This window comes from Marinovum sp., assembly GCF_048263515.1.
Classification (GTDB): Bacteria; Pseudomonadota; Alphaproteobacteria; order Rhodobacterales; family Rhodobacteraceae; genus Marinovum.
Genome location: NZ_JBLXEC010000001.1, coordinates 283,453 through 297,171, shown reverse-complemented (window position 1 = coordinate 297,171; position 13,719 = coordinate 283,453). Strand labels below are relative to the sequence as shown.

Genomic DNA, 13,719 nt, shown 5'->3' with positions numbered 1-13,719 from the left:
TCAGGCCTCGCAGAGATGATGTTGGTAAAGCTGGTCGATCCGGGCGAGGAAGGTCTCCTCGGGGATCGCCTTGCGGAAGAAATCCGGCATGATGGCGCAGACCTCGTCGACGAAATCGAGGAACCAGATGTCGCGCGGGCGGGTCCAGGCGTTGTCGATGGTGTGAAAGCCGCCCTTGAAGAAGCCCGCGACCTCCGGGTTCTTCGCCTGCTCCAGCCAGGTGTGGCGGTTGGCGGGCTGGCCGTTGTTGGCCAGGTAGACGCCCGACTGCACCTCTTGCGAGGTGACCCAGGCGGCGAAACGGGTGGCCTCCTCGGGGTGGCGGGTCTTGGCAGAGACGCCGATCCCCGCCCCCCCGAGGATGCCGCGCGGGCGGGAGTGACCCGTGCTGACCGGCAGGTCGAAATAGGCCACCTGATGCGGGCGGAACCCCGGGCGGGCGTAGTTGACGTAGCCGAAAAGGCAGGGCGACAGGGCGAAATCGTCGCCGGTGGTCAGCACCTCCAGCACCCGGATGGGGTTCATGTCGACCTGTTCGTCGGGTCCGAGATTGTAGAGCGCGCGCAGGATTTTCAGCGCGTAGACCCCGTTGTCCCCGGAAACGAAGCGTTCGGGGCTGGCGGGCATTCGGTCGCCCCCGCGGCCCGCCACCAGCGTCATCAGCATGTCGAAGGCATCGACCGGCAGAAGCGGCGTCAGCGGGCGGAACTTCGCGGCATCCGCGGCGAGGAAGTCCTCCCATTGCTGCGGCAGGGGCGGGGCCAGATCAGGCCGGTAACAGGCCATCTGACAGGCGGCATCGATGGCATAGGCCCAGCAACTGCCGTTCCAGACATAGCTTTCCGCCGATCCGCCCAGCGAGGCCTCCGGATCGGTGGGCAGGGGCAAAGGCAGCAATGCGCCGGCCTCGGCGATCTGGCCGACATGCGGGTGATCCAGAACGATGAAATCGTAGGTTTCTGCCATCTCGGCAATCGGCGCATCGGCAAAGGCCTGAAGCGAACGCTTGTCCCAGGCGATCTCGACGCCGGTCTCGGCGGCAAACACCTCAGACGCGGCAACCACCGGATCGTAGCCCCGCGGGTGATCCCAGGTCATGCCCTTCAGTTTCATGCGCTTGTTCCTCCCGATTCTCGCGGCTGGGGTCATCCTTGCCGTAGCACGCTCTTGTTTTCAAGTATCAAAATAACTTTTGTATTTGCAAGTTGCCGTGCTATGGAAGGTGCGGACCTGACGGGCAATCGCCCGCCAGACACCGAATCGGAGGAGAAAACCCCATGACATTTCAGATTGTTGGCCGTACAAGCCGCCTGATCGCCGCCGCCAGCCTCGCGCTGGCCCCGCTTGCCGCGACCGCGCAGGATTACACGTTCCGCCTCGCCCACGTGACGTCGGACCAGGAGCCGATCCAGCAGGCGATGGAAGAGTTCGTGAAGAACGTGGAAGAGCGCACCGAGGGCGCCGTGGCGATCCAGATCTTCGCCAACGCGCAGCTCGGCTCGAACCCGGAAGTGTTTGAACAGGTGCGCGCAGGCGCGCCGATCATCACCATTTCCGAACCTGCCTACCTGTCGGATTTCGTGCCCGATTTCGGCGTGCTGGGCGGGCCCTACCTGATGGAGGATCCGCGCGATCTGCAGAAGATCGCCGACAGCGCGCTCTTCACCGAGTTGCAGGACCGCGCCCGCAACGAGGCGGGGCTCGAGGTGCTGTCGCTCAACTGGCTGTTCGGCTCGCGCCACATGCTGGCCGACAAGCCGATCTCCAGCCCCGACGACATCGCCGGCATGACCTTTCGCACACCGCCAAACGTGATGTGGGTCGAGACGTTCAATGCCATGGGCGCGCGGCCCACGCAGGTGGCATGGGGCGAGGTCTATTCCGCGCTCTCCGCCGGTGTCGTGGACGGGGCCGAGGCGCCCCTGCCCTCGATCTATGGCGCAAAGCTGCACGAGGCCAAGAAGACCATCTCGCTGACCGGCCACTTCAAGGGCTTCACCGGGCTGATGATGAACGCCGATCTCTTCGCCGGGCTGCCCGCAGAGATCCAGACCGTGCTGAGCGAAGAAGCCAACAAGGCCGGGGTCTTCATGACCAACCTGATGGTGGATTCGCAGGAGGAATGGATTTCCAAGCTGGAAGCCGAGGGCGTGACCTTCAACCGCGAGGTCGACGTGGCCGCCTTCCAGGAGGCGACGGCCGAGGTCTTCACCAAGTTCCCGGACTGGTCCGAAGGTCTCTACGACCGCGTCCGCGAGATCCTCGACAACTGACCCATCCATGGTCCGGGCGCGCCTCATGCCCGGACCCCCATCGGGAGGAGAGACCATGCAAATCGTCGCCAAATGGGCCAGACGGGCCGAAAACCTGGTGTCCTTCACCGCGCTGGCGGTGCTGACCGGTTCGGTGCTCTGGGGCGTTCTGACGCGCTACGTGACCGAGCGTCCGGCGGTCTGGACGACAGAGCTGTCGGGTATCCTGTTCACCTGGGTGGTGTTCATCGGCGCGATGACCGCACATCAGGAGGGGCGGCACATCCGCGTCACGCTGCTGGTCGATCTTCTGCCCCGCCCGGCGCGGCGCGCGGTGCTGAAACTGGCCGAAGTCGCCGTTCTGGCCTTTCTGGTCTACGCGGCATGGCTGAGTTTCCTGATGATGCAGAAGGGCGCGACGCGGCCTTCGCCGGTGCTCGATATCCCGTTTTCCTGGGTCTATCTCGCCACGCTGATCTCCTTTGTCGGCATGTCGCTCACCTCCGCCCTGCGGCTCTTGGGCCTGATGGAGCCGCCACTGGTGGATACCCTGGAGGAGGTGCTGTGACCCTCGCCCCCGTTGTCATCCTGCTGACCGGCATCGCGATCGGCATCCCCGTCGCCTTTGCCATCGGCATGGCCGGTCTGGCCTTCTTCCTGATTTCCGGCGCCATGCCGCCGGAACTCTTCATCCAGCGCATCGTCGCCGTTACCCATTCCTTCCCGCTGCTCGCCGTGCCGCTTTTCGTCATGACCGGCGTGGTGATGAACTTCGCGGGCATCACGTCCCGCATGATGGCCTTTGCCGAGGCGATGACCGGCCATTGGAAAGGCGGGCTGGCGCAGGTCAACGTGCTGCTCTCGACGCTTCTCGGGGGTGTCTCCGGCTCAGCCAATGCCGATGCGGCGATGCAGTCCAAGGTGCTGGTGCCGGAAATGACCCGGCGCGGCTACGACCCGGCGTTCTCCACCGCCGTGACCGCGTCCTCTTCGATCATCTCGGTGATCATTCCGCCGGGCATCGGGCTGATCCTCTACGGCTTCATGGGCGATGTTTCCATCGGCCGGCTGTTTCTCGCGGGCATCCTGCCGGGCGTGCTGATCTGCGCCGCGATGATGGGCGCCGTTGCGCTCCGCGCTCGCCAGCTCGACCTGCAACCGGCTTTTGACGCGCCCATGCCCTGGGCCGGGCGCGGCCGGGCCTTTCGCAACGCCCTGCTCGCCCTGCTGGTGCCGGTGGGCATCGTACTGGGCATCCGGCTGGGCTTTTTCACGCCCACCGAGGCCGGTGCCATGGCGGTGCTGTTCGCGGTGATCGTCGGCATCCTGCATGGCGATCTGAAGCTCGCCCACATCCGCCCGATCCTCGAACAGACGATGCAGGCGACCGCCGTGATCCTGCTGATCATCTGCGCCGCCAGCGCCTTCGGCTTTTACATGACATGGGAGCGTATTCCGGCGCAGGTGGCCGAGGCGATGCTGGCGCTGACCCAGAACCCGCTGCTGCTTCTGCTGCTGATCAACCTGCTTCTGGTGGTCGCCGGCATGTTCATCGAAGGCTCCGCCGCGCTGATCCTGCTGACCCCGATCCTGGTGCCGGTGATCACCAAGGTCGGCATCGACCCGGTGCATTTCGGCGTGGTCATGGTCTTCAACCTCACCGTCGCGGGTGTCACGCCGCCGCTCGGCACGCTGATGTTCACCACCTGCTCGATCACCGGGGTGCGCATCGCCGACTTCATCCGCGCCAGCGCGCCGTTCTATCTGGTGCTCTTCGGCATGCTCTTCGTGCTCACCTATGTTCCGCAGCTCTCGCTCTGGCTGCCCAACCTGCAATTCGACTGAGGCTTCCCAGATGACCCAGGACACCGACGGCAGCGTCGACTTCACCCTTGACGGCAACGTGGCCGAGATCACCCTGAACCGCCCCGCCAAGCACAATGCCCTGACGCCGCAGATGTACCGCCAGATCGGCGCCTGCTGTGCCGAGGCGAACGAGACCGCGGCGGCGCATGTCGTGATCTTCCGCGGCGCGGGCGAACGGGCGTTCTGCGCCGGCTCGGACATCAAGGCGCTGGAGGGCTACGAAGATTTCTGGGCGTGGCGCAATCGGTACGATTATATCCCGCCGATCCTGGGTTTGCGCAAACCGGCGATCGCGGCGGTCAAGGGCTGGGCGCTTGGCGGCGGGCTCGAGATCGCGCTGGCCTGCGACCTGCGGGTCGTGGCGCGCTCTGCCGTCTTCTCCGCGCCGGAGGTGCAGCTTGGCTGGAACGGCGCTGGCGGTGCGGCGCGGCACCTGACCCGGATGTGCGGCTACGGCCAGGCGATGAAACTGCTGCTGACCGGCGATCGCTTCGACGCCGAAGAAGCGGCGCGGATCGGCATGGTCGAATACCTCACCGAGCCGGGCGAGGAACTGGAGAAGGCCCGCGCGGTCGCGGCCCAGATCGCCGGCAACGCCCCCCATGCGACCGAGGCCGTCAAGGCGGCGGTGCGCGGCGCCATGGATCTGAGCCTCGAACAGGGGCTGCGCAATGAAAACGAACTCATGTCCCTCTGTTTTGCCAAGGCCGAACAGGCCAAGATGCGCGCGGCACAATCAGGGGAGTGACCATGAACAAGCGCGCGACAGATGAGGGCAAGAAGGCAAAATCCGCCGTTCCGGCGGTGGAAAAGGCGCTCGACGTCCTGGAATTGCTGACCGAGCAGCCGAACGGGCTGACGATGAACGAGATCGTCGATGCCCTGGGCCGCACCATGGGCGAGATCTACCGCGTCGTCGTCTACCTGACCGAACGCGGCTACCTGCAGCAGGACGCAGGCACCAGCCGCTACTCGGTCACGCTCAAGCTCTTCGAACTGTCGCACCGATACGATCCGACCGAACGACTGATCCACGCCGCCCTGCCGCTTCTGGAGCGGATCGCTGCACAGACCAGCCAGTCCTGCCATCTGGGCGTTCTGAACCGCGAAAACGTGCTGGTGCTGACCTCGGTGCAAAGCCCCCTGCCTGCCGGATATTCGGTGCGCACCGGGTCGCTGTTCCCGGTCGCCCAGACCAGCTCCGGCCACGTGATCCTCGCGTTTTCGCCCGAGGACGTGCAGGAGCGCCACCTCGCCCGCCAGCCCGCAGGCGACCGCGACGCACTGAAAGAGCGGCTGGCCCGCATCCGTCAGAACGGCTTTGAAGACACGCCCAGCATGATGATCGCGGGTGTGCGCAACCTCTGTGTGCCGGTGTTTGACACCAGGGGCGTCGTGGCCGCCATCACCTCGGGCTTCATCGGCCAGGTGGGCCATGCGGCCACCGCCGAGGAAACCCTCGCCACCATCCGCATCACGGCGCTGGAGCTGTCGCAATCGCTGGGCTTCCGCCCCGAGACAAGCCCCCACGCCGCGGCCCTCATCACCTGACGACAAGGAGAGACCCCCATGACCCCCGACCTGCCGCTTGCCGGGCTTCGCGTCCTCGACTTCGCGCAATTCCTCGCCGGGCCCGTGGCGGCCCTGCGGCTGGCCGACCTCGGCGCCGAGGTGATCAAGATCGAACGGCCCCAATGCGGCGATCTCTGCCGGTCCATGGTCGTCAACGACCAGCGGATGGGCGACGACAGCCTCGTGTTCCACACCTTCAATCGCGGCAAGAAGAGCGTTGCCGCCGATCTGAAGAACCCCGACGACCTGGCGCGGGTGAAGGCGCTGATCGGCACCGCCGACGTCATGATCCACAACTTTCGCCCTGGCGTGATGGAGCGGATCGGGCTGGGCTATGACGCGGTCAAGGCGCTGAACCCGCGATTGGTCTACGGCGCGGTCTCGGGCTATGGCGCTGACGGCCCGTGGAAGGACAAGCCCGGGCAGGACCTGCTGGTACAATCGCTGTCCGGCATCGCCTGGCTCAACGGCAACGATGGCGACGGGCCGGTGCCCACCGGCTTTGCCATGCTCGACGTCGCCACGGCGGGCCTGCTGGTGCAGGGCATCCTTGCCTGCCTCGTGCGGCGCGGCACCACCGGCAAGGGCGGGCTGGTGGACGTCGACCTGATGTCGACGGCCATCGACATGACCTTTGAACAATTCACCTGTTTCCTCAACGATCCCGAGGGCCAGCCGCGCCGCCACGCGCAGGGCAATGCCAACCCCTACCAGCCGGCCCCCTACGGCATCTATGAGACCTCCGATGGCCACATGGCGCTGGCCATGGCGCCATTGGCCAGGGTGGCCGAGCTGCTCGATTGCCCCGAGATTGCCGAGTTCGGACAGGATCAGGCCTTTGCGCAGCTGGACGCGATCAAGGCGGTGGTCGCCCGCGTGCTGGCGGGCAAGCCGACACGGCACTGGCTCGATGTCCTGGAGCCCGCCGGGTTGTGGTGCGCCGAGGTGCTCGATTGGCCCGGCTTTGCCGCGACCGAGGGCTTTGCCGCGCTCGACCCAGTGCAGGAGATCCGTGCCGGGACGGAGGCGGCAAAAACCACCCGTTGCCCGATCCGGATCGACGGCTCGGCGCTGCGCAACCCGACCGCCGGGCCGACGCTGGGGGCCGATACCGAGGCTGTGCTGGGCGCGCTCGACGCGACCGCCGGGGCATGAAACCGCTGGACGGCGTGACCGTGGTGGATTTCAGCCAGTTCCTGGCCGGTCCCTACGCCTCGCTCCGCCTGCTCGACTTGGGGGCACGGGTCATCAAGGTGGAAAACCCCGACCGCGGCGACCTCTGTCGGCACCACTATGTCTCCGACACGCGGGTGGAGGGCGAATCCACCCTGTTTCACGCCATCAACCGCGGCAAGGAAAGTATCACACTCGATCTGAAGACCGAGGCAGGACGGGCGGCCGCAAGGACACTGGTGCAGGCGGCGGACGTGGTGATCCAGAACTTTCGCCCCGGCGTGATCGAGCGATTGGGGCTGGGCTACGAGGCCGCCGCGCAGCTCAGGCCCGGGCTGGTCTACGGCTCGATCTCGGGCTACGGCGAAACCGGCGACTGGGCCGGGATGCCCGGCCAGGATCTGCTGGCGCAGGCGCGCAGCGGGCTGATGTGGCTCAGCGGCAATGCCGACCAAGGACCGGTGCCCGTCGGCCTGCCGATTGCAGACATCGCCGCCGGGGCCTGTCTGGCGCAGGGGCTTCTGGCGGCGCTCTACCGGCAAGCCAGGACCGGCGCGGGAACCCATGTACAGACCAGCCTGCTGGAAGCGCTGATCGACCTGCAGTTCGAGTTCCTGACCACCTGGATGAGCAATGGCCGCACCCCGCCGCAGCGCATGACCGAAGGCTCCGCCCATGGCTACCTCGCGGCGCCCTACGGGGTCTATAGCGCAAGGACCGGGCATCTGGCGCTGGCGATGACCCCGATGCCGGCGCTGGCCGACGTGCTTGGCCAGCCCGACCTCGCCGCGCTGGACGGGTTCCGCGACCGCGAGGCCATCCGCGCGCGGCTGCAAGAGATCTTCGCCGCCCGCGACGCCGCCTATTGGGAAGCCCGGCTCGCGCCGCAGGGCATCTGGTGCGCCCGCGTCCGTGGCTGGGACGACATGCTGGCCCAGGGCGGCCCGGAGGTGCAGGACATGCTGAAGCCCGGCGGAACCCTGGCACAGGTGGCGGCACCGATCCGGCTGGACGGGCGCCGCCCCGACCCGCGTCCGCGCGGCCCGGCACTCGACGAACATGGCGCGGCGCTGGCCCGAGAAATGGGGTTCGCGCCCCCGGCGTGACCGAAAAGGTATTCATGCATACCTACTCCGAAGCGCGACAGTCGGCATAGATACTGTAGTCTGAGGCAACACGGAATTCGGAAGAGCGCGATGCAGTATTATGTGGACGGATTCAGACCCGGGGATCCGGACATCAAGGCCCCCGCCCCCGGCCACGAACACCCGCATGGCGGTGTGGTCCCGCAGACCGTCGACGTGCTCATAGCCGGCTGCGGTCCGGCCGGGCTGTGCCTTGCGGCGCAACTGGCGGGCTTTCCCGAGATCACGACAATGATCGTCGAGCCGAAACAGGGCCCGATGGAAAAGGGGCAGGCGGACGGTGTGAATGTCCGGTCGATGGAGATGTTCCAGGCTTTCGGCTTTGCCGAGACCGTCAAGCGCGAGGCCTACTGGGTGAACCAGACGTCCTTCTGGAGGCCCGATCCCGCGAACACCGACCACATCACCCGTGTCGGGATCGCGCAGGACGTGGCGGATGACCAATCCGAGATGCCGCACACCATCGTCAACCAGGCGCGCATTCACCAGCTGTTCCTTGACGTGATGAAGAAGTCACCGACCCGGCTGGAGCCGCACTACGGGCTGAGGGTCGTGGACCTCGAGGTCGACACGAGCACCGACGACCACCCGGTGACCGTCACGCTGGAGCACGTCAGGGAAGACGGCAGCGCGGGCGACAGGGTGAGCGTCCGGGCGAATTACGTCGTCGGCTGCGACGGCGCGCGCAGCAATGTGCGCAAGGCGATCGGCGGCAGGTTGCACGGCGACGCCGCCCATCAGGCCTGGGGCGTGATGGACATTCTCGCGAATTCGGATTTCCCGGACCTGCGCCGCAAATGCCTGATCCAGTCGGCCAGCGAAGGCAACGTGCTGATCATCCCGCGGGAAGGCGGCTATCTGTTCCGGATGTACGTCGAGCTGGACAAGCTCAACCCCGACGAACGCGTCGCGAACCGGAACCTGACATCAGAGCATATCATCGCCGCCGCCAACCGGATCATGCGGCCCTACACCATCGACGTGAAAGAGGTAGTCTGGTGGTCGATCTACGAGATCGGCCACCGCCTGACGGACAAGTTCGACGATGTCCCCGAAGGCGAGACGGCGACGCGCACCCCGAGGGTGTTCACCGCCGGGGACGCCTGCCACACGCACAGCCCGAAAGCGGGTCAGGGGATGAACGTGTCGATGGGCGATACCTTCAACCTTGGCTGGAAGCTGGCGCATGTGCTGACCGGCCGCTCGGATGCCAGCCTGCTGCACAGCTACTCGGCCGAGCGGCTTGAAGAGGCAAGACGTCTGGTCGAAACCGACCACAAATGGGCCCGGATCATGAGCGCGCCTCCGGGCCAATCCGAGCTTGACGGCACCGACATGCCGCGTTTTCAGAAGCAGTTCATCGACAACCTGGAATTCACCGGCGGTCTTGCCGTGCAGTATGAGCCGTCCCGCATCATTGCCGCGCCCACATACCAGCAGCTTGCCACCGGGCAGATCCTCGGCAAGCGGTTCCATTCGGCCCCGGTGCTGCGGGTGGCTGACGCCAAGCCGCTGCACCTTGGTCACGTGGCCGAGGCCGACGGCCGCTGGCGGCTCTACGCCTTTGCCGGACAGGACGACGCGGGAACCGGGGGTGGCGCCATCCATCGGCTTTGCGCCTGGCTGGAGAACGATCCTGCCTCGCCCGTGCGGCGGTTCACCCGAAGCGACGAAGACATCGACGCCCTTTTCGATCTGCGCGCCATATTCCAGCAGGACTTCAAATCGCTGAACCATGAAGACATGCCCGCGCTGCTGCGCCCGGCGAAGGGAAGCTACGGGTTGCGCGACTTCGAAAAGGTGTTCTGTGTCGATCACAAGCTGGGCGACGACATCTACGAGATGCGCGGGATCGACCGGACGGACGGCTGCCTGATTGTCGTGCGCCCCGATCAATATGTCGCACACATCCTGCCGCTGGAGGCTTTCACCGAGCTGGCGGCGTTCTTTGACGGGATATTCGAGCCGCAGGGCGAGGCGTAAACCACACAGCGTCGATCTGCCCAGCGCTCAGGCCCGGCGGCGACCCGGTCCGCGGGTGCGGGCTTCCCGCCAGATGATCCAATGGTCGCGCCGTTCCTAGGTGACGGCGCGACCCTCGTCTGACAGGGGACTGAGACCCCGATGGCCCTCCCCGGATGGCCGTAGCCACTGGCGGCCAAACCGCCTTTATGCGGCGACGCCCTCTTCCTGTCCGGCAGGCATCCGCAGCCCCAGAATGCGGCGCGCCTCCTGCCACGAGGCGACGGGGCGGTCGAACCGGTCACAGATTTCCGCGGCGCGACTGACCAGCGCCGCATTCGAGGGGGCCAGCCTGTCGCGGTCCAGCCGGACGTTATCCTCGAGCCCGGTCCGCGCATGGCCCCCCGCGGCGATGGCCCATTCGTTCAGCGTGAGCTGGTGGGGCCCGATGCCTGCGGCACACCACGGCGCATCCGCGCCAAACAGGCGCTTGACCGTATGAATGTAGTAGTCGAACACCTCCCGATCGACCGGCATCGCATTCTTCACGCCCATGACGAACTGCACATAGGGGGTGCCGGCGAGCTGGCCCTTGTCGGACATGTCCTTTGCTTTCAGAATGTGGCTCAGGTCAAAGGCCTCGATCTCCGGCTTGACGCCGTAGGTCAGCATCTCCGAGGCAAGCCAATCCACCAGCTCCGGCGGGTTTTCATACACGCGGGTCGGGAAATTGTTGGAGCCGACGGACAGCGACGCCATGTCGGGCTTCAGAGACAGCATGCCCCCACGCGTCTGGCCTGCGCCAGAGCGACCGCCGGTCGAGAGCTGGACGATCATGCCGGGGCAGTGCTTTTCAATGCCTTCCTTCAGGGCCGCGAACCTGTCGGGGTCGGACGTCGGGGTTTCGTCGTCGTTGCGCACATGTGCGTGGACGATGGAGGCCCCCGCCTCGAAGGCTTCATGCGTGGACTCGACCTGCTCCGATACGGTGATCGGAACAGCGGGATTGTTGGCTTTCGTGGGCAGACTGCCGGTGATTGCCACACAGATAATACAGGGATTGGACATGGTCTTTTTCCGTTTGACGGGCTGACTGGATGTCAGCCTTCGAGGCTCGGGTTTCGCTCAAGGCTGTGCAGCCGGGCGCGCCGGGGGCTGTGTTTTGCTCAGGCTCTTAAGCGCCTGCCGCTCTTCGTCGGTGAAGAACATCCAGGCGGTCTCCGCCTGCTTGTGTTTCCTGCAGCCGGGGCATGGGGTATCGGCGTTCTTGCACATGGCTCCTCCTCCGCGTGCTTGGGGTGATCGGTCAGGCGGCTTTCGCAGCCTCCACCGGCATCTTTTCCAGCGCCTCGACGAAGTAGGGTCGGAAGCCCTCGGGGTGTTCGCTCATCGGGAAATGCCCGAGCTCGTCCATCACCGCCAACGTCGCCCCGGGGATGGCGCTTGCGGTGCGCGCGGCATCTTCCGGCGTGCAGGTCAGGTCATAGGCCCCGACGATGAGATGTACTGGCGTCCGCTCGGTATTGATCGTCGGCAGACGCGCAATCAGGCTGTCGTCCCTGGTGTAGAAGCTCAGATCGCCGCGAAACACGCCGGGGCCGCTCTGCATGAACATCCAGAGCGTGTTCCAACGCTCGGCAGATGGGGCGTAGGGCGAGATATTGGCCGAGACCAGCGCCGCGCCCATTTCGCCGCCATGGGCGTCGGGGCGGTGGAACCAGTCGATGTCGTACCATGCGGGCTGAAAGTCCGAGGCCTCGATGGCGATGAAGCCGCTGAACCTGTCGGGATGCAACGCGGCCAGTTGCAGGGCGATGCGCCCGCCCATCGAACAGCCGGCCAGCACCGGGCGACCCAGCCCCAGACCCTCGCTCACGGCCAGCACCGTCTCGATATAGGCCTCGGTGGTCAGCAGGTATTCCTCGGTCTCGAAGCCTTCGGGCGGCAGGGATTTGCCGTGCCAGGGCATGTCAAAGGCGATCAGGCGGTTCGACGCGGTGATCTCGGCATCATTCATCAGATGGCGCCACTGCCGGGTGTCGGCGCCTGCGGTATGCAGGCAGAGGACAGGGCGCCCCTGCCCGGCTTCCTCGAAATAGATGCGCCGCGGCGCGCCCTCGACGGTGACGGTCAGGTAACGGCCGGTGATGGGTTCGATGCTCATGCTGCCAGCTCCTCTGTCGCGCGGGCGAGGCCCAGGACCTCCTTGAAGAAACGCAGGTTCTTGACCAGGCAAAGGATGTCGCCGTCGATCCGCCCTGCGCCGATCTTCACCAAGCCAAAGATGTCGTGAAAGCCGGGCTCGGGCCGCGGCTGCCAGAATTTCTCCAGCGCCTCGGCCGAGGTCCGCAGCGCAAAGCGCCAGGGCGTCTTGCGGCTGGGGCCCGGAATGACCGAGGTGATGCGGCCCTGTTCGAAGGTCAGGTAGACTTCTGCCCCGTCTATCTCGATCAGCACCGTTTCGGAAAACAATCGACCGAGGCGCACCAGATGCGGCGTCGCCTCGAGGCGGGTCTGTATCTGCGTGAAGGTATCGATCACCTTGGCCTCCATTGTGGTCATGTGTGAGGCAAGTGGTGCCATGGGCGCGGGCCTCAGAGCCATGCCGGCAGGGGTATGGGCCGATACTCTGCCCTGTCGGGTCGGCGTCGTCCCCTGCGGATCGACCGGGAACCCGTGTGGCGGGATCGCCGGGCCATCGCCGGTATCACTCCATACCGTGGCGGGCATTGGGCCCGGCGGCCATTTGGAGGATGTCTGAAGCACGACGGGCGGCCGACGGCCTCTCGTCACCGGACATCAGACCTTCAGGAGGAGAACCACCCCATGGGCATCGTCAACCAAGACAACATCACCGACGTCGTGATCGACAGCCTCGGCAAACACGGCGAGATCACCGACCGCCAGCGCGTACTCGCGACCGGCCTGGTCAAGCACCTGCATGCTTTCGTCAAGGACGTGAAGCTGCAGCATGACGAGTTTCTCTTCGTCTGCGACTACCTCGCCCGCGCCGGCAAGCTGTGCGACGACAACCGCCAGGAATTCATCCTGCTGGGCGATATCCTCGGCGTCGAGGTTCTGGTCGACATGATGACCAACCCGGTCGACGGCAACGAGAGTGAATCGACGGTTCTCGGGCCGTTCTACCGCGAAAACCCCCCGGTGCTGCCCAAGGGCGCCTCGATCATCCAGAAGCACTACGACAACGAAGAGACCGCCTATTTCGAGGGCTGCATCAAGGACGAAAACGGCAAGGGCATCGCCGGCGTGACGATCGACGTCTGGGAAGATGCGCCCAACGGCATCTACGAAAACCTCGACCCCGATCAGCCGGAATACAACCTGCGCGGCCGGTTCGAGACCGACGAAAACGGCCAGTATGCCTTTGTCGCGGTGCGCCCCGTGCCCTACCCGATCCCGGATGATGAAACCGCCGGCGAGTTGCTGCGCTTCATGGGGCACCACCCGAACCGCCCCGGCCACATGCACTTCATCATCTCGAAAGAAGGCTACCGTCCGTTGATCAGCCAAATCTACGACGCCGACAGCGCCTGGCTGGAAGACGACAGCGTCTTCGCGGTGAAGCAGAGCCTGATCGGCACCTTCAAACCCGCACCCGCGGAGCTGGGCACCGACCTGCACTTCGAGTTCGACTTCGTGCTCAAGACCGCGGCCGAAGCCGAGGCCATCGCCGCCGAGTGAATTCACCAAACCTCCCTGCAGACTGGCCCCCGATCGCTCGGGGGCTT

At 65.7% G+C, this 13,719-nt stretch carries 13 protein-coding genes; 9 read left to right on the top strand and 4 right to left on the bottom strand.

Going from position 1 to position 13,719, the window contains the following annotated elements; translation table 11 throughout:
* A complete protein-coding gene (locus ACN0SE_RS01410) occupies positions 1–1,113 on the bottom strand; it encodes an extracellular solute-binding protein (protein WP_417522681.1) in 1,113 nt (370 codons plus the stop codon).
* A 164-nt stretch (positions 1,114–1,277) separates the two neighbouring features.
* On the opposite strand from ACN0SE_RS01410, the gene ACN0SE_RS01405 reads away from it, so the two are divergent.
* From ACN0SE_RS01405 to ACN0SE_RS01370, 8 genes are all read left to right on the top strand, one after another.
* Positions 1,278–2,273 (top strand): C4-dicarboxylate TRAP transporter substrate-binding protein, encoded by a 996-nt coding sequence (locus tag ACN0SE_RS01405; protein WP_417522680.1) that lies wholly within the window; start codon positions 1,278–1,280, stop codon positions 2,271–2,273.
* Positions 2,274–2,328: 55 nt separating this feature from the next.
* Positions 2,329–2,820 carry a TRAP transporter small permease gene (locus ACN0SE_RS01400; protein WP_417522679.1) on the top strand — a complete coding sequence of 164 codons (492 nt, stop codon included), beginning with the start codon at positions 2,329–2,331 and terminating at the stop codon, positions 2,818–2,820.
* A complete protein-coding gene (locus tag ACN0SE_RS01395; RefSeq protein ID WP_417522678.1) occupies positions 2,817–4,097 on the top strand; it encodes a TRAP transporter large permease in 1,281 nt (426 codons plus the stop codon). The genes ACN0SE_RS01400 and ACN0SE_RS01395 overlap by 4 nt, the downstream gene beginning before the upstream one ends.
* Before the next feature lie 10 nt (positions 4,098–4,107).
* Positions 4,108–4,866 (top strand): enoyl-CoA hydratase/isomerase family protein, encoded by a 759-nt coding sequence (locus ACN0SE_RS01390; RefSeq protein ID WP_417522677.1) that lies wholly within the window; start codon positions 4,108–4,110, stop codon positions 4,864–4,866.
* Positions 4,867–4,868: 2 nt separating this feature from the next.
* On the top strand, positions 4,869–5,669 hold the full coding sequence (locus ACN0SE_RS01385) for an IclR family transcriptional regulator (protein WP_417522676.1): 801 nt from the start codon (positions 4,869–4,871) through the stop codon (positions 5,667–5,669).
* A gap of 18 nt (positions 5,670–5,687) precedes the next feature.
* Positions 5,688–6,845: a CaiB/BaiF CoA transferase family protein gene (locus tag ACN0SE_RS01380; RefSeq protein WP_417522675.1), complete on the top strand. Its 1,158-nt coding sequence runs from the start codon at positions 5,688–5,690 to the stop codon at positions 6,843–6,845.
* Complete coding sequence (locus tag ACN0SE_RS01375; RefSeq protein WP_417522674.1) at positions 6,842–7,969, top strand: CaiB/BaiF CoA transferase family protein; 1,128 nt, start codon at positions 6,842–6,844, stop codon at positions 7,967–7,969. The genes ACN0SE_RS01380 and ACN0SE_RS01375 overlap by 4 nt, the downstream gene beginning before the upstream one ends.
* Positions 7,970–8,059: 90 nt before the next feature.
* Positions 8,060–9,991: an FAD-binding monooxygenase gene (locus ACN0SE_RS01370; RefSeq protein WP_417522673.1), complete on the top strand. Its 1,932-nt coding sequence runs from the start codon at positions 8,060–8,062 to the stop codon at positions 9,989–9,991.
* 186 nt (positions 9,992–10,177) lie between these two features.
* Here ACN0SE_RS01370 and ACN0SE_RS01365 read toward each other — a convergent pair whose 3' ends face one another.
* The 3 genes from ACN0SE_RS01365 to ACN0SE_RS01355 form a co-directional block, all read right to left on the bottom strand.
* The gene (locus tag ACN0SE_RS01365; RefSeq protein ID WP_417522672.1) at positions 10,178–11,038 is read right to left on the bottom strand and encodes a 3-keto-5-aminohexanoate cleavage protein; all 861 of its coding nucleotides are present in this window, start codon (positions 11,036–11,038) and stop codon (positions 10,178–10,180) included.
* Positions 11,039–11,276: 238 nt separating this feature from the next.
* Positions 11,277–12,134: an alpha/beta fold hydrolase gene (locus ACN0SE_RS01360; protein ID WP_417522671.1), complete on the bottom strand. Its 858-nt coding sequence runs from the start codon at positions 12,132–12,134 to the stop codon at positions 11,277–11,279.
* Entirely contained in the window at positions 12,131–12,532 is a 402-nt protein-coding gene (locus ACN0SE_RS01355) for a hypothetical protein (protein ID WP_417522670.1), read from the bottom strand. The genes ACN0SE_RS01360 and ACN0SE_RS01355 overlap by 4 nt, the downstream gene beginning before the upstream one ends.
* 264 nt (positions 12,533–12,796) lie before the next feature.
* Between ACN0SE_RS01355 and ACN0SE_RS01350 the strand changes: the two genes are divergently transcribed.
* A complete protein-coding gene (locus ACN0SE_RS01350; RefSeq protein WP_417522669.1) occupies positions 12,797–13,672 on the top strand; it encodes a dioxygenase in 876 nt (291 codons plus the stop codon).
* The last annotated feature ends 47 nt before the right edge of the window (positions 13,673–13,719 follow it).

Excerpts from the sequence above, each read along its gene's own strand:
- ACN0SE_RS01410 (WP_417522681.1), bottom strand. The coding sequence starts at position 1,113 with ATGAAACTGAAGGGCATGACCTGGGATCACCCGCGGGGCTACGATCCG.
- ACN0SE_RS01405 (WP_417522680.1), top strand. The coding sequence starts at position 1,278 with ATGACATTTCAGATTGTTGGCCGTACAAGCCGCCTGATCGCCGCCGCC.
- ACN0SE_RS01400 (WP_417522679.1), top strand. The coding sequence starts at position 2,329 with ATGCAAATCGTCGCCAAATGGGCCAGACGGGCCGAAAACCTGGTGTCC.
- ACN0SE_RS01390 (WP_417522677.1), top strand. The coding sequence starts at position 4,108 with ATGACCCAGGACACCGACGGCAGCGTCGACTTCACCCTTGACGGCAAC.
- ACN0SE_RS01385 (WP_417522676.1), top strand. The coding sequence starts at position 4,869 with ATGAACAAGCGCGCGACAGATGAGGGCAAGAAGGCAAAATCCGCCGTT.
- ACN0SE_RS01380 (WP_417522675.1), top strand. The coding sequence starts at position 5,688 with ATGACCCCCGACCTGCCGCTTGCCGGGCTTCGCGTCCTCGACTTCGCG.
- ACN0SE_RS01375 (WP_417522674.1), top strand. The coding sequence starts at position 6,842 with ATGAAACCGCTGGACGGCGTGACCGTGGTGGATTTCAGCCAGTTCCTG.
- ACN0SE_RS01370 (WP_417522673.1), top strand. The coding sequence starts at position 8,060 with ATGCAGTATTATGTGGACGGATTCAGACCCGGGGATCCGGACATCAAG.
- ACN0SE_RS01365 (WP_417522672.1), bottom strand. The coding sequence starts at position 11,038 with ATGTCCAATCCCTGTATTATCTGTGTGGCAATCACCGGCAGTCTGCCC.
- ACN0SE_RS01360 (WP_417522671.1), bottom strand. The coding sequence starts at position 12,134 with ATGAGCATCGAACCCATCACCGGCCGTTACCTGACCGTCACCGTCGAG.
- ACN0SE_RS01355 (WP_417522670.1), bottom strand. The coding sequence starts at position 12,532 with ATGACCACAATGGAGGCCAAGGTGATCGATACCTTCACGCAGATACAG.
- ACN0SE_RS01350 (WP_417522669.1), top strand. The coding sequence starts at position 12,797 with ATGGGCATCGTCAACCAAGACAACATCACCGACGTCGTGATCGACAGC.